The sequence below is a fragment of the Rhizobium sp. BR 315 genome, assembly GCF_050577975.1.
GTDB lineage: Bacteria > Pseudomonadota > Alphaproteobacteria > Rhizobiales > Rhizobiaceae > Rhizobium > Rhizobium miluonense.
In genome coordinates this window covers 101,027-123,016 of record NZ_JARWKZ010000001.1, presented here as the reverse complement: position 1 = coordinate 123,016, position 21,990 = coordinate 101,027, and the positions used below count along the sequence as shown (strand labels likewise).

Here is a 21,990-nt window from a genome sequence, read left to right as displayed (position 1 = left end):
TGCGACTCCGATCGGTCATTCGATCGATGTGGGGGAGGATACATTGCCCCTGGCTGAATAGCCCGGCTGTCCGCTCATATGCCCTACGACGATAGAGAAAGCAGCGATCGCGCAAAGCAGAATAATAAGGGGCACAACCGCCTGCTTCACGAATCCCATGATGGAAGGCTCGCCCTCTGGGTCCTTCATTGCAATATCGGCATTGGTTTGCGGCGCCGTTGGGCTACGCAATTCCGGAAGCATGCCAACCGTTTTTCTGCCGTTGGCTTCGACACGGCTGCGCCTTGATCTCGGTTTGATTGCTTTGAATTGCTGCACCTCAGCCACGTTCTTGCACCTAGAAAATTGAAGGGGACCCTTGGCGAATTTGGATCGACAGAAGCCGGCTGGTCGATCACTTAGACATGCTGGTTCAGCATCTTCGGACAGGCTGCCTTCGGAGTTATGCGCGAAAAGACCGCCGTTTGAAGGTGTGGGTTGTAAGGCCGCGGGCTTGTCAGCGGGCGACCCAAGACAACGTCTTCTCAATTCGGACGCAGGACAGCCATCACGCGGTTCGCGTCGCAGCGGCTTGGCAAGACAGGTCCGTTGGTCTTGTCTCGTCAAAATCCATCACTGATCCAACGACACCGAAGACGCGGACATTGCCGCCCTTGTTTTTGAGAAGCCCGGCGACCGAGCCGTATACTACGACGATCGCGCCGGTCTCCACGATCAGGTCATGAAGGACCGTGCCGTGAAGTTCAAAGGTTCGACCTCTCGGAACCGTCAGACTTCCAGTGATCACACCGTAAAACTGCACATCGCGATCAAGTCGTATCGAGCCATCAATTCTGACATCTAGTCGTTCCAACCGAAGTTCCTCCAATGGATTAAGCGTCGTCGTCTCGTTCGGCCCCTTACCTCAATATATATCATGTCATGATATAAATCAAAGAGGCTCGAATGGCGACTTGAAAAATCACGAAATTTTGTTCAACCTCGCGCATTCAGGTGCAAGCGGAGGAGAGAGCCCGCGCAGAGCACCCAATGGCAGCGACATTCTCACCATTCGAGCATTGTGCATGGTTCGCTTAAAGTATATCATGTTATGATGTAAATTGGCTCTGGCTTCGCAGCGCGGACAGGTTTGCTTCCGATGGCGTCGAATCAAAAGACAAATGCAATAGCGGCGCTTTTCGATGACCTTGTCAGTGCGAACGAGGCGATTGAGCGTCTGGCTTCCGTTGGCATCTCTCCGACTAAGATCGAGGTGCTGACGGGAGCCGATGCCATCGCGTTTGCCGCCAGCGAAGAGAGTGGATTTTGGCACAAGCTCGCGACACTACTTTTCGAGGACGACGATCGGAGCGCGCTCTTGCGAGACTTACGGCATGGCAGTCATCTGCTTGTTCTAAGCGATCTCGAATTTGGTGAAGAAGACCTCGCTCTCGACATTCTCGACAATGACGATCTTTGGGATGCTCGTGACAGCCGTTTCGAGAAATGAAACTACGTTGCCTGCAAAAGGATAGGCGATCCTCGTTTGTCGCCGGTTGTTCAACTGCGCTGCAAGGCAGCGTCGGCATGCGCCACTGTCTCCAGGCAACGTCAAAGCCGATCGCTGATCTCCAACGAAGGAGCCACCTTGTCTTGTGAACCCCGAGGCATCTACCCGCCAATTGGTGTTCTGAAGCCGGTTGCGGAGAATGTCTGGATTGTCGACGGTCCGCTCATTCGGTTTGGCATGCCATGGCCGAGGATGTCGTTCCCGACGCGGATGACCGTGATCAGGCTTGCCGGCGGCCTTTTCATTCATTCGCCGACTGCACTCTCGCCCATCTTAAAAAAGCATCTGCAAGAATTGGGCTCCCCGCGCTGGATCGTGGGGCCGAACCGTATCCATTATTGGTGGATCCCCGATTGGAAAGACGCTTATCCTGGCGCGGACATCTATCTTGCCCCCCGCATTCGCGAACAATCCAGGGGGCGCATCAATTTTACTGCGAATGCGCTGTCAGGGACGGCCGGTTATCCGTGGGATGACGAACTCATGACCTTGCCCGTGGAAGGCAGCTTCATGACAGAGATCGAGTTTTTTCATCCTAAGAGCCATACATTGGTGCTCACCGACCTCATCGAGAATTTTGAACCCTCCAGACTCGATGGCTTCTTCATGCGCTGCCTCACATGGCTCGGCGGAGTGCAGGACCCGCATGGAAGCATGCCCCGGGATATGAGAATGACCTTCTCGCGAAATCTCTTAAACCTCAAAGCTGCCGTCGAAATGATGATCGAATGGGATCCCGAGCGGATTATCCTGGCACACGGTCGCTGGTACGAAACAGACGGTACCCAGGAGTTGCGTCGCGCTTTTGGTTGGTTGCTTGGCTAGTCTTGCGCTTTGCCCAATATCAGGTGCTCTTCTGCTGGACGTTTTTCATCTCAAATGGAACCTCGACCGTTCGAAATAGTTGGCAAGCGATCTCCCGCAATCGTCCAGCCGTTCGATGACCTTGCCAGCGCGAACGAGGCGGTCGAACGTCTGGTTTCCGTTGACATCTCTCTGACAAAGATCGAGTTGTTGACGAAGCCTGATGCCATCGCATTCGCGGCCAACGAAGAGAATGGATTTTGGCAAAAGCTTGCGACATTGCTTTTCGAGGACGACGACAGGACCGCGCTCCTGCGAGACTTGCGTCACGGAAGTCATCTGCTTGTTCTCAGCGATTTGGAATTCGGTGAAGATATGAATTCCGTGTGAGTTGAGTGGCGGCCCTGGCTTGGCAGACCGAGGGTGCGCACCATCCAGTATAATTCAATCGAGTCCAGGCTGACTTACGGTCAAACTCCCGGGTAGACCTCGCAGTTCGATACCAGCGAACGATCATCTCGTCTGCCGCGCAGCATAATTATTGGATTCTGGTTAGGGAAGATGATTTGGTACCGATCTGAACATTGGTGCTCCCTTGAAATTTGGGATACAGCGCAATTAACGTAGCCGCCCACTGCTAGGCGTCAGATTTGGCTCTAAACCTCTGTCACCCTAGTTTAGTGCTGCCGGGAAGGCGGCTGGAGCCACATGGCGCCCCAAAAGGCTCCGGACTGGGCATGACACTCCAATGGCATGCCCACTTGTTGCTGGCGTTCGACGTCTGCGGACCAGCTATAAGAGGGCAAGGAATACCGCGATTTCAGCAGGTTTTGTGGCTCGAAACAGCACCTCACCCTCTTTGCTGACCAGCACGGTGCAAAAGTCCACAACGGAATTGGCACCAAGTTGCGAACGAAATACTTTTGACCGCAATCCGCTCGCGGCGCCAAATAAAGGCGTCACCTTGCCATCGTGCACGCGCACAACCGCCAGATCAGCCTCTTTGAGTCGCTGACGATCTTCAAGGATTAAACGCTCCTGCTCCCGACCGGCTACTCGGGTCAAGTCGTTGAAGATCACCACCACCGGCTTCTTGCCGCGAAAAACCTCCAACCCCTCGGCAGCTTTCTGGGGCTGCAGCTTCAGTTCACGATATTCATCGACGATCGTCATGGATTCATCCTCGACTGAAATTCTCGGAGATTACACATCAAGGAGGAATTCTTTCTGGCCGGCTTTGTTCCAATCCCATTCTGTCAACAAATCAAACGGCAGGTCGCAATCCGTGAGCGGCTCTATCGCTTGGCGGATATGCCTAATTCAGGCGGTCGGTCAGACCAATGCTGGCCGACATAGCGCAGGGCGCCTAAGTCGACACTTCCTCCTGCGCAGAACCGGGCCGTCGCCAGTTGGTTACGATAATTTAATTTTCAAGAATCCCGCGAGCCCAGAATCCCAGCTCGTAAACTCAAAGAACATTTCGAGCGTGCATACGATGTTGAAACGTCTAACGTTTCCGTTGCGGACGTTGGTGGCGCATGTGTTTCGAATCTTGGATTGATCGACACTGCCAGTCGCCAAGAAGCGATGGACGACAACCCGTTCTCATTTCTGCCACGGAAATGTCGATATTTCTTCACCATCTACAATGGGCGAGACCTGTTTTCGATAAGGAGACGGTCACGCCATCTTAAGTCAAGGGCGCCGGGAAACACCCTGCAACAAAGCCTTCCGACATTGAGTTGTCGGACGACTAAAGAGGAGGATAACTCCAATGATCGGAAATAACGATAATGATGGCGAACTAGTCGGCTTGCGCAGTAATTCGCGGCGCGATTTGCTTCTAGGGATGTTGGGCGGAAGCGTTGCCGCGATTGCTGGCCTGCCGACGCTTGCCAAGGCCGCAACCAGTATGGAGGGGACGTTTCCAAGCCATCCGAACTGGAAGTTCGTTTTCATCAATCACGTCACGACGAACCCTTTCTTCGTTCCGACTCAGTATGGCATCGCTGACGCATGCGCGTTGCTCGGATGCTCGTATCAATGGACGGGATCCCAGACATCCGTTGCGTCCGAGATGGTCAACGCGATGGATACGGCGATCACAGCCAAAGCGGACGCGATTGCCGTCTGTCTCGTCGATCAACATGCATTCAATGCGCCGGTCGAACGGGCTCTCGCTGCCGGCATTCCCGTCTTTGCCTATAACGCTGATACGACCGGTAACAAGCGCCTTGCCTATATTGGTCAGGACCTTTATCAGGCCGGTAAGTCGCTTGGTGAACGCATCGTCAGTCTTGTCGATGAAGGTGATGTTGCCGGCTTCATCGCCACGCCAGGGCAGCTCAATATCCAGCCACGCATGGACGGGGCGAGGGATGCAATCAAGGCATCCGGCAAGAAGATCACGTTGGCGGAGATAGCCACCGGTCCGACCATCAATGAGGAAGTCACGCGGGTCGATGCCTATTACACCGGTCATCCCAATCTGAAAGGTATGTTTGCGGTCGACGCCGGCAGCACCTTGTCGGTCGGCAAGGCCATGCAGAAATACGATCTTCACGCCAAAGGCATCCGTGCCGGCGGCTTCGATCTTCTGCCGCAGACACTCGACGCGATCTCTGAAGGGCATCTGGATTTCACCATCGATCAACAGCCCTATCTACAGGGATTCTACACGGTGATGGAAATGTTCCTCTTCACCGCGTCCGGCGGCCTTACCGGGCCTTCCGAGATGAATACTGGTCTGAAATTCGTCACCAAGGACGGCGTGGAAGCCTATCGCAAGACGAAGAGCCGCTTCGAAGGCAATTCGAGCGATGAAGCTTTCCTCGAAAGACCCAAATCGATCGCTGGCTGAGTTGCCGAATGTCGAGTGTTGGTCAAAAGGTTGGTTCGCTATGACCGAACAAGATGCCGCCCGCCGGTCGGCCGATGTTGATGTAAAGCCCCATATGACGACGTCTTGGTTGAGATCATGGCAGTCCATGGGAATGGTCGTCTTGCGCTGGCGTGAGACGAGCATTCTCGCAGCAGGCATCGCGCTTGCTGCCTATTTTCAATATGCCAATGGCGCGTTCCTATCTCAAGCCAATCTGCAGAACCTCATCCAATACTCCGGCACCACAGCAATTATCGCCGGCGGCGAAGTGCTGGTGCTGGTCTGCGGTGAGGTCGACCTGTCGGTCGGCATGGTCTACGCACTGACGCCGTTTGTCATGTATTTCGCGGCAGCAGCAGGTGCGCCATACTATCTGGCGGTTTTTGTCGGTCTCGGTGCGGCGGCCGTGGTCGGTCTTATCAACGGGCTGATCACAACACTGCTACGGGTGCCGTCCTTTGTCACGACGCTCGGGATGCTGTTCGCCATCAATGGATTCACGCTAACGATCTCGGGCGGCTTTCCGGTGGAACCACAAGCTGGGGAGGGGTTTACCAGTCTGTTCGGCGGGAGCGCCTGGTCGGAACTCGGCTGGGCTGTCGTCATCACGCTCATCTTGCAATTCTTTCTCAAGAAGACCCGCTGGGGTCTTCATACCGTGGCAACTGGCGGAAATCTCGTCGGCGCAGCCGAGGTCGGCATATCTGTGCGCCTAATAAAGATCGGTAATTTTATCCTTTGCGGTGTCTTGGGTGGCTTCGGGGGGATAATTGACGCGTTTCGGATCGGATCCGTCGACCCCCTGGCCGGCGGTTCCCAGATCATGTTCCAGGCGATGGCTGGTGCGGTTATCGGCGGCACGTTGCTGACCGGTGGTGTGGGAACAGTCATTGGCGCTCTGATCGGATCGCTGGTCCTGGGTATCCTGACGGACGGCTTCACGCTGCTCGGCGTCAGTGCCTACACATTCGATATGATCCTCGGAGCGGCGATCCTCGTGACCATGGCTGTCAACGTTCGCCTGACACAAATGCGCGGTGGAGATGTGTGATGCCAGACGAGATTCAAACCGAAGTCCTGAGAGCGGAGCACATCGCAAAGTCCTTCGGCCAGGTGACAGCTCTGCGGGATATCAACTTGCGGCTTCACCGAGGCGAAGTCTTGGGACTTCTCGGCGACAATGGAGCAGGCAAGTCCACCCTTATCAAGATACTGACCGGCTTTCATCGTCCGACAAGCGGCCAGCTCTATTTCGAGGGCCAACCCACTACGCTTCACTCGGTAAGCCACGCACGCTCCCTTGGGATCGAAGCCGTCTTCCAAGATCTGGCGCTGATCAACGAAGTCAATGTCTACCGCAACATGTTCTTGCGGCGTGAGCCGGTCCATGGCCGCTTTCTCGGCATTCTCGATGATCGCACAATGCGGGCGCGGGCGATTGAATTGCTGGACCGTATGGGGGTGAGGATTCCGTCCGTCGATGTGCCAGTCGCCAGACTATCCGGCGGTCAGCGACAGGCGATTGCAGTTGCTCGTTCTGTCTACCAAAAGGCGAAAGTTCTCTTGCTCGATGAGCCAACGGCGGCGATGGGCGTCAAGGAATCCGCCCAGATTCTTGATGTTATCCAACGTCTGAAGCGTGAGGGGGAAGTTGCCATCATCATCATTGCCCACAATTACGCGCAAATCTTCGATGTCTGCGACCGCATCAACCTTGTCGAGAACGGCGCCATCGCCTTCGACAAGCCGACCGCAGACACCTCGATTCAGGAACTGATGGATCTCGTGGTCAGCAAATATCGTAATGCTCGCGTCACGGCCTGACGGGATGGTACGAGCGTGAGCTTGCGGCGTCTTGTATCGAAGAGACTTCGGGTGACTTATTATGAACCTTGCATCGAGACTTATCAGGAGCTTAGAAAAGCTGGAGCGCCGCCGTCGGTCCGATTCCTTCACATCAGGTTTTTGTCAATGGTTCATTTGGATGGCATCACAAAGCCTCCTTCGTTCGCGGATCCACGGTCTGAGCCCATGGCGATTACCGGCTCGCCTCTCGAGCCTGCACAACCTCAGATGCGGTCGCCGCTCTTTGGCGGCAGGCACCAATTTCCCGCTTTCGCGAGCGCGGCTCAGGAGAACGGGACCAATCTCAAGATCGGCGGTTGAAGCCAAAGCGCCTACACGTGAATTGGCTACTTGTAGCGTCGTACGCTTCGGTCATCGCCGCCGCTGCCACTCTGCTTCCATTGCCTTCAGATCCAGTTCCAAAATCTCTCGCATCAAACGATGCGTATCAGCGAGCTGTCGGTGTTCAGGCGCATCCTGAAAACCCGCCGCACCGGCGATCAGCTTTGCCACAATCAATTTCTGTCCTTCGATCGCTGCCTGTGTGCGGTCGATCGCCAGCGACAAATTATCGTCAGAAAGCCTCTTGTATTTGGGCATCGCGCACCTGCTCCTCCCTAAGCATGACAATGCAGATTATCATACAATTCAGATGCTCTGCGATCTGGCTCGGTGAGATTGCGGGTTCTTATCCCCTCAAAAGCGGCGTTTGTGCCTTCATCCGGCTCTTGCCATTTGCATTAGGGTAACGCGTTGCTGAAGACGCCGCTGCGCCTGGTCGACAACTACGGCGATGATGATGACCAGCCCTTTGATGACCATCTGCCAGAAGGATGATACGCCCATCATAACCAGCCCGTCTGACAGGATACCGATGACGAAGGCGCCGATGATGGTACCGCCGATCGTACCGCGTCCACCCGACATCGAGGTGCCGCCAAGGACGGCCGCGGCGATGGCGTTGAGCTCGAAGCTCTCGCCGGTCGCCGGGTGCGCGGCCATCAGTTCCGATGAAATGATGATGCCGACGATCGCGGCGCACAGCCCTGAGAACATATAGACGAAGATCTTCACAACATCGACGCGGATGCCGGACATGCGCGCCGCGCGCTCATTGCCGCCGACAGCGAAGATATGCCGGCCGATCGGTGTCGAGCGGGAGACATAGGCGGCGATCAGCGCGAGAAAGATGAGGATCCAGATGGAAACGGGAAGGCCGAGCAGCCTGCCGGCGCCGAAGACATCGAAGCCGGTCGTGTCGAATTCCGGCCTGCCGACCAGGTTCGGAAAGGTCTGACCGTCCGAGGATAGCAGCGCGAGGCCGCGGGCGACGTAGAGTGTGCCGAGCGTCGCGATGAAGGGCGCGACGTTCAGCTTGGTGATGAGCAGCCCGTTGATGAGGCCGATCAGCAGCCCGACCGCAAGGGTGATCAGGATGATCTCGTATATGCTGAAATAGACGGTGTATCCGATCGGCAATGCGACGCCGTTGAGGATGAGGGCGCCCGCCACCATGCCGCACAGGCCGACGATCGAGCCGACTGAGAGGTCGATACCGCCGGTGATGATGACGAAGGTCATGCCCATCGCCAGGAAGGCGTTGAGCGCGACGTGCTTCGACATCAGGATCATGTTGGCAGTCGATGTGAAGTTCGGGGCGAAGATGGCGAAGAAGATGATGACGGCAAAGAGCGCGATGAAGGTTCTGAGTTTCATCAGCGTCAGGAGTGCAGAGCCGTTCGAGCGCTTGGCCGCAAAAGAAGTAGAGGTATCTGCCGTCATGACGCGAGTTCCCTTGTGTGTCCGTGTCCCTTGGCCGAAGCGGCGATGATGGCTTCTTCCGTGGCGTCTTTCCTGTCGAAGATCGCGACCAACTTGCCGTTGCTGAGCACTGCGATACGGTCGGAAAGCGCCATGACTTCTTCAAGGTCCGATGTCGAAAACAGGATTGCCAGGCCTTTGCCGGCAAGCTTGCGCATGGTGCGGAAGACATCGGCCTTGGCGCCGACGTCGATGCCCCGGCTCGGTTCGTCCATCAAAAGAACCTTGGGGTCGGTCATCAGCGCCTTGCCGATGACGACCTTCTGCTGATTGCCGCCGGACATTGATGTCACCTCGAAATCCGGGTTGGGCGCTTTGATCGACAGGTCGCGGATCATGTCGCGCGTGGCCTGTTTTTCGGCGCCGGCATCGATGTGAAAGAAGCGGGCGAAGCGTCCGAGGCTTGCGAGCGTCAGGTTGCTGGCGATGGATAGCACCTGCACCAGCCCCTGGCGCTGCCTGTCCTCCGGTATCAGCGCCAGGCCGCGCCGGATGCGGCGTGTGGTGTCGCGTTCGCGAACCTCGATGCCGTCGATGAAGATCTTGCCGGTTGAATGCTTGTGTCGGCCCATGACGCTTTCGAAGAACTCGCTGCGGCCGGCCCCCATCAATCCATAGATGCCGAGAATCTCGCCGGCGCGAACGGAGAGCGAGACATGGTCGACGGCAAGGCCGCCCGTGGAGCGCGGTAGGCTTATCTCCTCGGCGCGGAAGGCTTCCTTGCCGATCGTGTGGCTGTCGCCCTTGGCAAAATCCTTGGCGTCCGATCCGATCATCGACCGGACGATCCATTTCGTATCGATATCGCGGACCATCGCCTGGCCGGTGATCTGTCCGTCGCGCAGGACGGTGATGTAATCGCCGATCCGCATCAGCTCTTCCAGCCGGTGCGAAATATAGACGATTGCAACCCCTTGCGTCTTCAGTTCGGCGATCACCTTGAACAGGATGTCGACTTCCGCCGCAGACAGCGCCGATGTCGGCTCGTCCATGATCAGGATACGGGAATTGAGCGAGATCGCCTTGGCGATTTCGACAAGCTGCTGCTGCCCGATCGGCAGATCCTCGATCATGGTCTCGGCATTGATGCCCGCATCCAACCTCTTCAGGAACTCATTGGCCTTGGTGATCTGTGCCTTGTGATCGATGCCGAAGATGCCGCGCGTGATTTCCCGTGTCGCAAAAATGTTCTCGGCGACAGACATGTTGGCGAAGAGGTTGAGCTCCTGGAAAATCATGCCGATGCCGCGTGCCTGTGCGTCAGCAGGGCTGTCGAAATGAACAGCTTCGCCTTCGAGGACGATGCGGCCGACAGTCGGCCGTTCCACGCCGGCGATGATCTTCATCAGCGTTGATTTGCCGGCGCCGTTTTCACCGACAAGCACATTGACCGCGCCGCGCCGCAGCTCGAGATTGGCGCGCTTGACCGCAACGATGCCTGAATAGACCTTTGATACGTCTTCCAGGCGAAGAATGATGTTGCCCTCTGTCGTATCGCTCATGCTCATTGCCTCAACGCCAATGCCGAAGGGGTGATCAGGGGAAGCTGGCCGGAGGTGGGAAGCGGGAACGCGCCAGTCACTGTGACCACCTTGCCCACAAGGCCATCGCGCGGCAGGGCCGCGAGAAAGGATGTGTTTGCCTTCTCATTGAACGCTTTGCCGAACTGCGCCCATTCGATCTGGTTTCTGAATTCGTTGAAGTCGAGGAAACCCAGCGCGTCGCGCAAGGCTGTGCCACGGATCGCAGGACCGATCTGTACCTTCGCGTCCGCCTTGCCGTCGCCATCCACGTCGATGTCGAGGGTCGCTGCACGAGAGGCCGTATCCGCGGCGACGATCTTGCCGGTGAGCTTGACCGCATAGGTCCAGGGCGATGAGGTCTGCTTGCGCGGATTGCCATAGTTCGCGCCGGCCTCATCCGGGTTGGATGCGACTGCCTGCAGCACCGTCTTGAAGTCGCCGGCGCGCTTCTCAAGGTCGGGGAGCACTTGCGACTGCCAGATCGCGTCGACCTTGGCGGCGGGGTCGAAAGTGGTCTTTGCCGCCTCCGCCGCCTTTTCCTCAGGCGTCGGTGTTTTAATGATCTTGCAGCCAGGCAGCGCTGCGACCAGCATGACGGCCACGACCGCGCCTCTGATCCTCAACATGCAATGCACCTCTATCTCACAGGAAACGTATCTGGAGAGCGTGGGTTTTCCACGCTCTCCTTGGTGCTCGGTCCGCCATCAGTTCTTCAGTGCGAAGGTCTCAAGCTTGTCGGCATTGTCAGCATTGATAAGGACGCAATCCATCAACTGCTTCTCGTCTTTCGGGACCGTCTTGTTCTTGATGTAGGCGTCGGCCTGTTGAACCGCGGTCTGGGCCTGGGCATAGGCCGGCTGCATCACCGTCGCCTTGATGCCGCCCGCCTTGATCGAGTCGCGCACATCGTTGGAGCCGTCGAAGCCGACGACGATCACGTCCTTGCGGCCGGCTGCCTGAAGCGCTGCGATTGCGCCCATCGCCATGGTGTCGTTGCCCGAGATCACGCCCTTGATATCTGGGTTCGCCTGCAGGATGGTTTCCATCTTGGCGTAGGCTTCGGTCTGACTCCAATTGGCTGATTGCTTGGCGACCAGCTTCAAATCCGGATAGTCGTTAAGGACGTCGTGATAGCCCTGCGAGCGGATGCCGGCATTGGTGTCAGCTTCACGGCCGACGAGTTCGGCATAATTGCCCTTCTCACCCATCAGCTTGACGAACTCCTGCGCGCCGAGCTGTGCGCCCTGGTAGTTGTTGGAAACGATCTGGGCGACGGCGATACCGGTGACGTTGATTTCGCGGTCGATGAGGAAGGAGGGGATGCCGGCATCCTTGGCCTTCTTAACGGCGGCAACCGTCGCATCGGCGCCGGCATTATCGAGAATGATGGCCTTGGCGCCACGGCCGATCGCTGTGTCGATCACTTCGGACTGCTTATTCGCGTCATCGTCATGCGACATGACGAGCGTGTCGTACCCCAGCTCCTTCGCCTTGGCTTCGGCGCCGACGGACTCAGCCTTGAAGAAGGGATTGTCGAAGGCCGGCGTGATGATGGCAATCAGATCGGCCGAGAAGGCAGGTGCGGTCGTGCCCAGGGCAAGAGCGCCGGCAAAGGCCGCGAGCGTCAGTCTGCGTGTCAGTTTCATGGTTTCCTCCCAGTTATGAAACAGGCCCTGTTCCCAGCAGGGCAGAAAGGGAGGGCAAGCCCTCCCAGGATGTCCTCAGGTGATGCGCTGAATGCTTGCGGCAATCTCCTGCGGTTCGAAAACCTTCCTCCAGTCGTCGCGCATCAGGGCGGGGATACCGAACTCGATTGCCTTGTTACAGGCATCGGAGAACACGCCGTCGACTTCCTTGAAGATCACGGCGCCGAGCACGTTCATATGGCCGAGCAGGAAGTCGCGGGCAGCTTCCGCCGGCACGCCGCGGGCAACGCATTCATCCATGGCCTGACGCATGACGACGAGCAGGGATGCGCAGACCGTCTCGGAAAGGCCCGGCTCGAGCATCGCCATCTGCTCGACGGTGACGCGGTGTGAGCGCATGACGGGTGCCCAGATGACCTTGGCGATTTCTTCGCCGAGCGCGTAGGCGCTTTCCGGCCCCTGCATCAGCGCCGAAACGATGTGCTGCTTGGCAAACAGGCCGCCGAAATGGTCCTTCTTCGCCTGCATGTCCGTTTCGTCATTGAAGATCGGCGGATGGCAGGGATGGGTGACGAAATAGGTAAGATTGTCTCGCTGCGGCAGATGGCCCGCGAAGGGAGCGGCGGCATCGAGCGCCACAACCATTGTTCCCGGCTTCAACTTGTCGACGATACCGGCGGCGACCTTGCCGATCGCCGTATCCGGTACAGCAAGGATGACCACATCGGCACCGTCAAGGGCGGCGTCCGCCGGTACGCAATCGATGGCGAGGTCATTCTTCAACCTGGCCTTGCCGGCATCGCCGACCTCGACATGGCGCACGTCGAAACGCGAGCCTTTCAGATTCTTGGCGAGCCGGTAGCCCATTTTGCCGCCGGCGCCGAAAAGAGCAATTGCAGTCATGTCTTCCTCGCTCTGTTCATTTCTACGGATTGGAGCACATACTGGTGTAATGAGTCAATCACCATGCCATGTGATATCTTACCGGGGCGTCGATAGACCTTCGCAATGCTCCCCGCGCACAGATTTGTTAGGAAGCAGACGAGACTTAGATTTGGTCTGTACATAGATAGGCAGCCGCGTTGGCGCTTCGTGAGAACCAACGGGTTGAATGCCTAAGCGCCAAACAATCGCCTACTTTATTAAGTTACAAATTATAAAAATGAACGTATTAAAGTATATTTTGAAGTTATATCTGGCGGGTCGCGCTTAAACCGCTGGTATTATCGCGCTGTAGTTTTGGATATTTCTAGTAAATTCTTAATTTAATCATCGAAAGATTGATCGGCCGTGTTATAATCCGCTCTTCCGATGGCAAGGGCACGGAAAGGTAATTCTCGGATTACTCGCCAAAATGATCGGAAGAAACTTAATCGTGAGTCGAAGGGTCAACTCGATAGGCGGGGGATGGGAATGGTCATCGACGAACCTGAACCCATTGGGCATCGGCCCCCAGCGACATCAGGTGAAACCTTACGAGCATTGTGCGCGGAGATTTGCGCTGCAAGGCAAAGTCAGAAGTTGAATATCGTCGTAGATGCCGGGCAACGGTTCAAGCCTGAGTCAGTCTTGCTTCCACAAGGTATGTCGAAAACCCTCGAATTACTTGGTTCTATCGACACGCGATCTTCGGTCGAGCGCGCCGCGCTTGCTCGGAAAACGTTCAAAGACCCGCGACCACAAATCCGCGCGCTATTTCGGCGCGCTCGGCTGCATCATACGCTGCAGATCGAGATAGCATACGGCGTCGTTGAGACGCTCATGTCAGCAGCTTTGGCCAACTCCATCTCCTTGATGCCACAAGCAAAGCTCGAGGACAAAGACGGGGGAATTGCTTATCATTCGTTGGCTGTCAGCGCCTTGATGATTGCATTCGCCCGAAACCTAGGGTTCAACTCAGAAACCGTAAGGCTGCTTGGCTTGGGCGGGCTGCTGCACGATATCGGAAAAATGGCTATACCGGTCGCCTTGCTGCAAAAATCAGGCCCGCTTGCAGTCGCAGAGCTCACGGTTATCCGGAAGCACCCGGAGCGGGGTCGCGAGATGATTGCGCAGATCGCTGGCGTGCAGACAGAAGTTTTGGATGTCTGCCTCTATCACCATGAAAGGTTTGATGGCACTGGCTACCCACACGGACTTGTCGGGCGCGATATTCCTTACGTAGCCCGCATCGCGTCGATTTGCGATGTGTATGACGCCCTTATAGCGGTGCGACCATATAAGCGGGCTTGGTCTCATCCGGAAGTGATCAGCTGTATGCTCCGATCAGAGGGACAATTTGACCCTGATCTTCTGGATGCATTCGTATCCTTCGTTGGTGTTGAACGGGATTTGTAACCGCTCGAGCGCGCAGGTCCAGCCTTGTGGCGATAGAGCCATCCAGCATGGCGTCGAGGGCAATATCGTGGGCGCGCATGGTAGAAATCCTGTCGAACCGTCGCTGGGATCGTTGGACTAGCTATGGCGAGAGCCATCGCTTCCAGGCCTTCAACGCCAGATCGCCTCATGCTGGCCCGGAGGTAGGAATTGTGTTTTGCGGTATCTCAATTGAAAGCTGACTGAAAGGTTGCTCGTGCAAGCCTGCCTGGCTTCGTGGAGGAAGCTTATGCCAAGGCGGTGACCAAGTGTTGCCGCGGCATTCAAACAGGAGGAGAATTTCATGCGTGCATCCAGCGTTCTCACATATTCGGCGGCTTTTTCCCTTGCCGTGACTGCTGCCTCTTTTGCAGCAACGGCCGCGCATGCGGCCGACAAGATTTCGATCATGGTGGGTGGCTATGAGAAGCAGATCTATCTGCCGGCCAAGCTTGCCGAGGCGCTTGGCTATTTCAAGGAGGAGGGGCTTAGCGTCGAACTTCTCAACGAGCCCGCCGGCGTCGATGCGGAAAACGAGATGCTCGCGGGCGCCGTCCAGGGCGTCGTCGGCTTCTACGATCACTGCATAGATCTTCAGGGCAAAGGCAAATTCGTCGAATCCGTCGTGCAGTTCAGCCAGGCGCCAGGCGAGGTGGAGCTGGTGTCCAGCAAGCATCCCGAGATCAAGTCACCCGCCGATTTCAAGGGCAAGAGCCTCGGCGTCACCGGCCTCGGTTCCTCCACCAATTTCCTCACGCAGTATCTTGCGGTTAAAAGCGGCTTGAAGCTCAGCGACTTCACCTCGGTTCCGGTCGGCGCCGGCCAAACCTTCATCGCCGCCTTGCAACAGGACGCCATCCAGGCCGGAATGACGACCGAGCCGACGATTTCGCACCTCTTGAAGACTGGCGAAGCCAAGGTTCTCATCGACATGCGCACCATGGCCGGAACGAAGGCGGTTCTCGGGGGCACCTATCCCGCCGCGTCACTTTACATGCAGGCATCCTGGATCAAGGATCACAAGGAGGAAACGCAGAAGCTGGCAAACGCCTTCGTCAAGACGCTGCATTTCATCAACACCCATTCCGCTGCCGAGATTGCCGACAAGATGCCGAAGGATTTCTACGTCGGCGACAAGGAGGGCTATGTGAAGGCGCTCGAAAACGGCAAGGCGATGTTTACCCCGGACGGCGTGATGCCGGAAGACGGCCCGAAGACCGTTCTTGCCGTTCTTTCGGAATTTTCCAAGAATGTGCAGGGCAAGACGATCGACCTGTCGAAGACCTATACGACGGAATTCGTCAAGAATGCCAAGTAAATAGTGCTGCTCCGCTCCCGGTGTTGTCCGGGGGCGGTTTACGCCTCGAAATTCAAACTCTCCCTTCATCGTTGGATGAAATCGGCAGTAAAACTCAACAGCCCCGACGCGCTCGATCGTCATGCGTACCTGCGACTTGGCCGACAGATCGACATCGAAACTGGCGTCGCGCGCGGTCGCAGTGTGGTGGAGTATTTCACCGTTGCGCCAGAGATCACGTCGCCGACGTGAAGTTGGTCGGTGGCGGGTCGAACTTCATCTTCGCAACGACATTGATATTCGTCCGCCGCCGTGCCGATCGCCGTCGGCCGCAATCCGGCGACGATGACGGGCGCACTATTGACCGCTTTGTGACAGGCCGCTTCGTTATCAATATAAGCCTTGGCGAAAGCAGATCCGTTCCGCGGCCCCCATTTGGCCAGTTCTTTGGTCGCCTGAGCGTTCACGACCTGCTGACCTCATTGTCTTCCGGCGAAACTCCTCCCTCAACAGAATTGATATCGGTGCCTTTGTGATTGGAATGCTATTTTTGAGCATATCACCCATTGCGGCATTCTGGTTTGCATATCTTTCACTTCGTCAGCATCTCAGAATCATTCAGGCCGCCACCGTCGCTTTCGCTCTTGTTGTCTTCGCAAGCTTCGTTTTTATCGCCTTAATTGGCTGGGCGAACAATTGAACTGCGATGGAGCGGTCGCTGGTGCAGACCCGTTCGAGAGTACGATTTGAGCATTGGTTGCCGCCAACCTCTGCCGGCGATCCATGAGTTCAGCAACCACGATCGCCGCCTTTCGCGAGTATGAAGCCTGCGTTGACAGGATTGTCTGCCGGTTTTGCAATCTTGAACCGCTCGATCCGGCCGACGATTACCCAATAACTGATGACCGCGCCGATGACATGCAGTCCGACATAGAGGAGTGCTCCATGGAAAGAGCCGGTGCCCTCGATAATATAGCCGATCGCGACAGGAGTGATGACCCCGCCGATACTGCCTGCAGCGTTGAACAGGCCGCCGGTCAAGCCGATCGCTTCTTTCGGCGCCGTGTCGGCAACGACGGTCCATCCCAACGCCCCGAAGCCTTTGCCAAAGAAGGCGGCACACATGATTGCAACAACCACGGCATTTGCATCCGTATAGTTGCACAGGATGATCGCGGAACTCAGGCCAAGCCCGATGGTAATCGGTACTTTCCTGGCAAGGCTGAGGGAGCCCGATCTACGCAGCAGCCAGTCAGAGAAAAATCCGGTCGAGACGCCGCCGATGCATCCGAAAATCGCCGGCAAGGATGCCACGAACCCGGCCTGAAGCATGGAAAAATGTCTCTCCTGAACCAGATAGCTCGGAAACCATGAAATAAAGAATGTCGAGAGCGTTGAAATACAATATTGGGCAAGGAAAATCCCGAGCAACATGCGGTTTGTCAAAATTTGCCGAGCGACTTGTCGAGCCGGAACTTGTGCTTCGTCGCCTTTGATTTTCTCTCCACCCACATCGGTCAAGGCGCCGCCAGCCTTGATGTAGGCGATCTCCTCCTTCGTCACCCGCGGATGACGGCTGGGAGCGAAATAGGCCACCCACCAGATGATCGCCAAGACCAATCCGGTCACCCCCATGACCGAGAAGATGTGTTGCCAACCGAAGTAATGGAACAGCGCGCCCATCAAGGGGGTAAAGATAGCCAGCGAAAGATACTGGGCCGAATTGAAGATTGCGCCTGCGACGCCTCGTTCGTCAGAAGGGAACCACGCTGCGATGACGCGGGCAGAGGCCGGAGTTACCGGTCCTTCCAGTAACCCAAGTACAAACCTCAAGACGTAAAGTGCAACCACCGGATAGGCAAAATAACCAACACCGCTGACAAGGGCGATCGCGATCGACCATCCGGTCAACGAAATCAACATGGCAGCCTTAGCACCCGTCCGATCGACGATATATCCCGATGGGACCTGCGCAATGAAGTAGCTCCACGAGAATGCAGAAAAGAGCCAACCCATATTCACGGCGCTGATGCCGAGATCTTTTGCAATGCCTGGGCCCGCGACGGAAAGCGTTGCCCGGTCTCCGGTGCTGACAGCCAGGATAACGGTGATGAGCGCGAGTACAATGAACCGTTGATAGCCGGCACGCGGCACGCCGAATGCTGCGGAAGCATGGGTTGTCATTCAAAGAGCCTTTCGGAGGTCCGGATCCTGCAACATCCTTTGATAGCTGCGCGTCCAGCTCGACCGAGGAAGTGCGATCGTTGTTTGAGGGCAAGCTGCGGCTGGATCAGGCCCTATGGCGTGATGATCGATGGCCCACCGAACGCTGGCCCCAAGTCGCGGATATTCGCCGCCAAAATGCTGGCAAAAGCGTTAGGTTTTCTTGCATGGCGCATCCTCCTCAAGACTCCTCAACCTTGTGGCGACTCCATCTGCCGAATTCCGATGTCGACAGAAATCTGAAATCTGATATACCAGATGTCATACCCATGAAGGCCAGTCAATGAGATTCAAAAGATGATTGAAGTGAAGCAGGACGCGGGAAGAAGCGTGGCCTTTGAAAGAATTGATCCGGCTTTTCAGGTCACCGTCCGCGATCATGTCTATCGTGCGATCAGAAGCGCCATCTTGTCGGGTGCTTTCGCCACCGGCGAAAGGCTCAAAGAGCGTCAGCTAGCGGAGCAATTCGGTGTCAGCACGACGCCCATCAAAGAGGCGTTGCGTCAGATCGAAACGGAAGGCCTTGTCGAGACCTTACCGCGCCGCGGCGTTGCCATCCGTTTCGGTACGCAATGGGCGGAGGAGATGATCCTTGCCCGTGCAGCACTTGAATCAATGATCGCTCGTCTTGCCGCGAAACGCATAGACAAGCGGTCGGGAACGGAGCTTCTTGCGACCGTTGATGTCATGGAAAAGGTAACGGCATCCGGCGATGCCGATAGGCTAATTGCACTCAATGAGAGCTTCCACGATGACATCCATCGCATCTCTTGCTGCGGCTATCTGGCGAAACTCATCGAGCGTCAGCAATTTTACGACGCAAGCATTCGACGCGTCATTCACCTCGATCCCACGGAGCGGCAAAAGGCGCTCGATGAACACGCAAGCATCGCAAAAGCGATTATTTCGGGTGATGCCGATTTAGCGGAGCGAGTGATGCGGGATCATGTGGTTCGTTCAGGCGAGACCTATGTAGGCATCGTCTTTGGAAAGCAAAGAGATATATACGCAGTGGCGAGAACATGATCTTCAACGGAGCTTAAAACGCGACCACGTAGCCGGCTCTGCCGGAAGACTGTTCACTGAGGATTCGGTGAAAAATGGGATAAACGCAGGACGATCTAGGTCAATCGCATAGCAAGGCGCGAAAAGGTTGGCGACGGTACGGAATGCCAATTGGTTACTCTAGGCTCGGTTGGGAGCGGGCGCCGCCTGGCTCCGGTCGTCGCTGAATGAGTGTTCGGTGACAGCCTAGGTTGCGACAACCATTTTTTCCTTTACGATCCAATGTTTTAGCCTATCTAAACACAGGCGTTGCTCTGACTTTATTGCGACGCTCAAAAGCGGAGTTGGGCGAGATGGCATCAATCAACGATTGACGCCCCTTCTGTCTATCATTGCGTGCAAGATTTCGTTCGGGCGGGGCGACATGGAATGAAAGATGCGCAAGAGGCTCGGGGACGAGCCGATTTCAGAGACATTGCCTCTGAGCTCACGGAGCGATACGTTTTCGACATGATCCCGGAAAGTGGAAGTGCGAGAAAGGCAACCATGCGTGGGAGCGCGATATACTCCGTCCGCTCTGCAGGATCGCAGAAGTTCCCAGCCAGCGAACATTCCGTCGGAATTGTGCTGGCGACCGCACGGAAGTTGAGAGCTTCGCGCGGCAGCGACAGGATCAAGGAGTACGATGCACCGGTTGGCTGCATCGCCATTAGTCCTGCGGGCGTCGATGATAGCTTAGCCTGGTTGGCGACCAGAAAAAATCTCGTCGTAGCGATCCCCCCCGAAATTCTAGCCGAATTAGCGGTTCATGAGTTCGACGGCACGGATGTGGAGCTTGAGCCGCCGGCTTTCGGTACAGTCGATCTCTGGGTCCTCGACATAGCTAAGAGGGTCTGCGCCGAGCTAACCGGAGACGTCGCTCCAAATGAGCTCTATCTGGACTCATTGGTCACGCTGTTCGGTGTTCACCTTCTTCGTACCTACACCAGCCGAAAGAGACCCTCTGTGTCACTCAAGGGTGGACTCTCCCCCGGTGGCGCTCGACGCGTACGGGAGTATCTAAGCGAACATTTTACGCAAAAGACAAACGTCGCCGAACTCGCGTCTGTGGCCGGAATTTCACCGAACCATTTCATAGTGAGGTTCGCGCGGACGTTTGGAACACCGCCGAACCGATATCTCATTAACCTGCGTTTGGATTTTGCGGAAAAGTTGCTGGTCGAGGGCGAGCTCGCGATTGCCGAAGTCGCCTACATGGCCGGATTTTCGGATCAAAGCCATTTGACTGCTACCATGAAGAGGTACAGGGGAAAAACGCCGACGGAGCTGCGATTTCGCGGGTAATGGATAGGATGTTGATTTGCGTGGGCCGAGCTGCGGGGCTTCGATGGAGAAGCCAGATCCCGTTGATCTGGACGTGAGCGAGCGAGGAAGGCTCTGCCTCGTTGTGACATGAGGCGGAGCCTCGCTCGCCTCATGTATTGCTCTTCAGCGGGCAATCTGGAACATCCGGTCGTCGGTTACGCGACTGAACGCTCCGGGGCGAAGGTGTCACGACGCTTGTGCGAGAGATAGGCCTGGAGATCTTCGATCGTCACCAGGAGCAAGCCGTGGCGTTCCGCGAAGCGTTCGAGGTCGGGCAGGCGAGCCATGGTTCCATCGTCATTCGCGACTTCACAAATCACGCCAGACGCCGTCCGCCCGGCAAGTCTCGCCAGATCGACAGCGGCTTCGGTATGTCCAGGCCGGCCGAGAACGCCTTCGAGGTGCGCGCGCAAGGGAAAGATATGACCCGGACGCGCGAAATCATCGGGGCGGGAACCGGGTGTGACCAGCGCGCGGACCGTCGCGGCTCGGTCAGCCGCCGAGATTCCCGTCGTTGTTTCCGGAATATAGTCAACGGACACCGTGAAAGCGGTCTTCAAAACTTCCGTGTTGCGCGGCACCATGAGTGGGATTTAAAGCTCGTCGAGTCGCTGGGCAGATCTTCCGTCGCCACCTTGATTTATATCGTAATACGATATAAACAGTCGAACTACCGCAATAGCAGCGTACCGCGCGCACAAGTCAATCGCATCGCGCTACGCGACATCCCTGCGCGGCTTTCGATAAAGCGCTTGAGGATTAGCGTTAAAAGTTCATGATTTGCTCGACCAACTGCGTCACGATGGCGGACAAACGAGAAAGAGCAAGCGGTGGTAAACGGGCCGATCCATCAGTTCCTGATTTACAAGATCGTGCCGATCGAAATCGACGGAATCGATTTTTCGTTCACCAACGCTTCGCTATTCATGGTGGCTGCAGCGGTCATCTCTGCGGGTTTCCTATATTTCGCCACTTTCAGTCGAAGCGTCATCCCGACCCGCACGCAGTCTGTCGCGGAAATGTCTTACGAATTTGTCGAGTCGATGCTCAGGGAAGGAGCGGGGACAGAAGGGATGAAATTCTTTCCGATGGTCTTCTGCCTGTTCATATTCGTATTGACCGCGAATATGATTGGCATGTTTCCCTACTTCTATACCGTTACAAGCCAGATCATCGTCACATTCGCGCTTGCACTGTTCGTCGTCCTGACCGTCATCATCTATGGTTTCCGGAAGCACGGCCTCGGCTTCCTGAACCTCTTCGTGCCGCATGGTGTGCCCGCAATACTTCTGCCGCTGGTCGTGACGATCGAAATCATCTCCTTCTTGTCGCGGCCGATTTCACTCTCGGTTCGTCTTTTCGCCAACATGCTGGCTGGCCATATCACAATCAAGGTGTTTGCAGGGTTCGTCGCCTCGCTCGGTGCTCTGGGAGTGTTCGGCGTCGGCGGTGCCACTTTTCCCCTGATTATGACCGTCGCCCTCACCGGTCTTGAGTTCCTCATGGCCTTCCTACAGGCCTATGTCTTTGCCTTACTGACTTGCTTGTACCTCAATGACGCGATCCATCCTGGTGGACACTGAGGTATCTAAATTGAATCGCGGTATGGAGTGATGATGTGGACGCCTCCGCCCGAGAGAACGGCTCTCGTGGTATCCGTTTTACGGTTGGATAGA

Annotated in this window: 22 protein-coding genes and 1 pseudogene; 11 read left to right on the top strand and 12 right to left on the bottom strand. The window is 56.3% G+C overall.

The features are described from left to right. Window positions 1-15: 15 nt before the first annotated feature. Together QD409_RS00645 and QD409_RS00640 are read right to left on the bottom strand one after the other, a co-directional pair. Entirely contained in the window at window positions 16-327 is a 312-nt protein-coding gene (locus QD409_RS00645) for a hypothetical protein (RefSeq protein ID WP_430761569.1), read from the bottom strand. Between the two features lie 220 nt (window positions 328-547). Continuing rightward, the gene (locus QD409_RS00640; RefSeq protein ID WP_430761568.1) at window positions 548-853 is read right to left on the bottom strand and encodes a hypothetical protein; all 306 of its coding nucleotides are present in this window, start codon (window positions 851-853) and stop codon (window positions 548-550) included. 276 nt (window positions 854-1,129) lie between these two features. On the opposite strand from QD409_RS00640, the gene QD409_RS00635 reads away from it, so the two are divergent. The 3 genes from QD409_RS00635 (at window position 1,130) to QD409_RS00625 (ending at window position 2,743) form a co-directional block, all read left to right on the top strand. Continuing rightward, on the top strand, window positions 1,130-1,489 hold the full coding sequence (locus tag QD409_RS00635; RefSeq protein WP_430761567.1) for a hypothetical protein: 360 nt from the start codon (window positions 1,130-1,132) through the stop codon (window positions 1,487-1,489). A gap of 138 nt (window positions 1,490-1,627) precedes the next feature. Beyond that, complete coding sequence (locus QD409_RS00630; RefSeq protein WP_430761869.1) at window positions 1,628-2,374, top strand: DUF4336 domain-containing protein; 747 nt, start codon at window positions 1,628-1,630, stop codon at window positions 2,372-2,374. A gap of 9 nt (window positions 2,375-2,383) precedes the next feature. Then, window positions 2,384-2,743 (top strand): hypothetical protein, encoded by a 360-nt coding sequence (locus QD409_RS00625; RefSeq protein WP_430761566.1) that lies wholly within the window; start codon window positions 2,384-2,386, stop codon window positions 2,741-2,743. A gap of 402 nt (window positions 2,744-3,145) precedes the next feature. Here the strand turns inward: QD409_RS00625 and QD409_RS00620 are convergent, their stop codons facing one another. After that, window positions 3,146-3,526 (bottom strand): hypothetical protein, encoded by a 381-nt coding sequence (locus QD409_RS00620; protein WP_430761565.1) that lies wholly within the window; start codon window positions 3,524-3,526, stop codon window positions 3,146-3,148. Window positions 3,527-4,127: 601 nt separating this feature from the next. On the opposite strand from QD409_RS00620, the gene QD409_RS00615 reads away from it, so the two are divergent. From QD409_RS00615 to QD409_RS00605, 3 genes are read left to right on the top strand one after another with little or no spacing between them, the layout of a single operon-like run. After that, a complete protein-coding gene (locus QD409_RS00615) occupies window positions 4,128-5,213 on the top strand; it encodes a sugar ABC transporter substrate-binding protein (RefSeq protein WP_430761564.1) in 1,086 nt (361 codons plus the stop codon). 40 nt (window positions 5,214-5,253) lie between these two features. Then, window positions 5,254-6,285, top strand: a complete 1,032-nt coding sequence (locus QD409_RS00610; protein WP_430761563.1) for an ABC transporter permease — start codon at window positions 5,254-5,256, stop codon at window positions 6,283-6,285. Continuing rightward, the gene (locus QD409_RS00605) at window positions 6,285-7,058 is read left to right on the top strand and encodes an ATP-binding cassette domain-containing protein (protein ID WP_430761562.1); all 774 of its coding nucleotides are present in this window, start codon (window positions 6,285-6,287) and stop codon (window positions 7,056-7,058) included. Before QD409_RS00610 ends, QD409_RS00605 begins: the two co-directional genes overlap by 1 nt. A 393-nt stretch (window positions 7,059-7,451) precedes the next feature. Here the strand turns inward: QD409_RS00605 and QD409_RS00600 are convergent, their stop codons facing one another. The 6 genes from QD409_RS00600 to QD409_RS00575 form a co-directional block, all read right to left on the bottom strand. Beyond that, entirely contained in the window at window positions 7,452-7,679 is a 228-nt protein-coding gene (locus tag QD409_RS00600) for a hypothetical protein (protein WP_430761561.1), read from the bottom strand. 117 nt (window positions 7,680-7,796) lie between these two features. Further along, window positions 7,797-8,861 carry an ABC transporter permease gene (locus tag QD409_RS00595; RefSeq protein WP_430761560.1) on the bottom strand — a complete coding sequence of 355 codons (1,065 nt, stop codon included), beginning with the start codon at window positions 8,859-8,861 and terminating at the stop codon, window positions 7,797-7,799. Next, on the bottom strand, window positions 8,858-10,408 hold the full coding sequence (locus tag QD409_RS00590; RefSeq protein ID WP_430761559.1) for a sugar ABC transporter ATP-binding protein: 1,551 nt from the start codon (window positions 10,406-10,408) through the stop codon (window positions 8,858-8,860). Before QD409_RS00590 ends, QD409_RS00595 begins: the two co-directional genes overlap by 4 nt. After that, window positions 10,405-11,049, bottom strand: coding sequence for a DUF2291 family protein (locus tag QD409_RS00585; RefSeq protein WP_430761558.1), 645 nt, complete (start codon window positions 11,047-11,049; stop codon window positions 10,405-10,407). The genes QD409_RS00590 and QD409_RS00585 overlap by 4 nt, the downstream gene beginning before the upstream one ends. Before the next feature lie 78 nt (window positions 11,050-11,127). Further along, window positions 11,128-12,069, bottom strand: a complete 942-nt coding sequence (locus tag QD409_RS00580) for a D-ribose ABC transporter substrate-binding protein (protein ID WP_430761557.1) — start codon at window positions 12,067-12,069, stop codon at window positions 11,128-11,130. A 75-nt stretch (window positions 12,070-12,144) separates the two neighbouring features. Next, window positions 12,145-12,972: a phosphogluconate dehydrogenase C-terminal domain-containing protein gene (locus tag QD409_RS00575; RefSeq protein WP_430761556.1), complete on the bottom strand. Its 828-nt coding sequence runs from the start codon at window positions 12,970-12,972 to the stop codon at window positions 12,145-12,147. A 510-nt stretch (window positions 12,973-13,482) separates the two neighbouring features. Here QD409_RS00575 and QD409_RS00570 point away from each other — a divergent pair. Both QD409_RS00570 and QD409_RS00565 read left to right on the top strand, forming a co-directional pair. Continuing rightward, window positions 13,483-14,406 (top strand): HD-GYP domain-containing protein, encoded by a 924-nt coding sequence (locus tag QD409_RS00570; protein WP_430761555.1) that lies wholly within the window; start codon window positions 13,483-13,485, stop codon window positions 14,404-14,406. Window positions 14,407-14,728: 322 nt separating this feature from the next. Further along, on the top strand, window positions 14,729-15,742 hold the full coding sequence (locus QD409_RS00565; protein WP_430761554.1) for an ABC transporter substrate-binding protein: 1,014 nt from the start codon (window positions 14,729-14,731) through the stop codon (window positions 15,740-15,742). Between the two features lie 119 nt (window positions 15,743-15,861). On the opposite strand, the gene QD409_RS00560 is transcribed toward QD409_RS00565, so the two are convergent. Then, on the bottom strand, window positions 15,862-16,188 hold the full coding sequence (locus QD409_RS00560; protein WP_430761553.1) for a hypothetical protein: 327 nt from the start codon (window positions 16,186-16,188) through the stop codon (window positions 15,862-15,864). Between the two features lie 322 nt (window positions 16,189-16,510). Next, a complete protein-coding gene (locus QD409_RS00555; protein WP_430761552.1) occupies window positions 16,511-17,905 on the bottom strand; it encodes an MFS transporter in 1,395 nt (464 codons plus the stop codon). A 336-nt stretch (window positions 17,906-18,241) separates the two neighbouring features. Here QD409_RS00555 and QD409_RS00550 point away from each other — a divergent pair, with 336 nt between their 5' ends. Then, on the top strand, window positions 18,242-18,970 hold the full coding sequence (locus QD409_RS00550) for a GntR family transcriptional regulator (protein ID WP_430761551.1): 729 nt from the start codon (window positions 18,242-18,244) through the stop codon (window positions 18,968-18,970). A gap of 408 nt (window positions 18,971-19,378) precedes the next feature. Next, complete coding sequence (locus QD409_RS00545) at window positions 19,379-20,293, top strand: helix-turn-helix domain-containing protein (protein WP_430761550.1); 915 nt, start codon at window positions 19,379-19,381, stop codon at window positions 20,291-20,293. 176 nt (window positions 20,294-20,469) lie between these two features. Here QD409_RS00545 and QD409_RS00540 read toward each other — a convergent pair. Then, window positions 20,470-20,907 (bottom strand): annotated as a pseudogene (locus QD409_RS00540) (3,4-dihydroxy-2-butanone-4-phosphate synthase); the annotation flags it as partial. Window positions 20,908-21,144: 237 nt separating this feature from the next. On the opposite strand from QD409_RS00540, the gene QD409_RS00535 reads away from it, so the two are divergent. Then, window positions 21,145-21,897, top strand: a complete 753-nt coding sequence (locus QD409_RS00535) for a F0F1 ATP synthase subunit A (protein ID WP_430761549.1) — start codon at window positions 21,145-21,147, stop codon at window positions 21,895-21,897. Window positions 21,898-21,990: the final 93 nt, after the last annotated feature.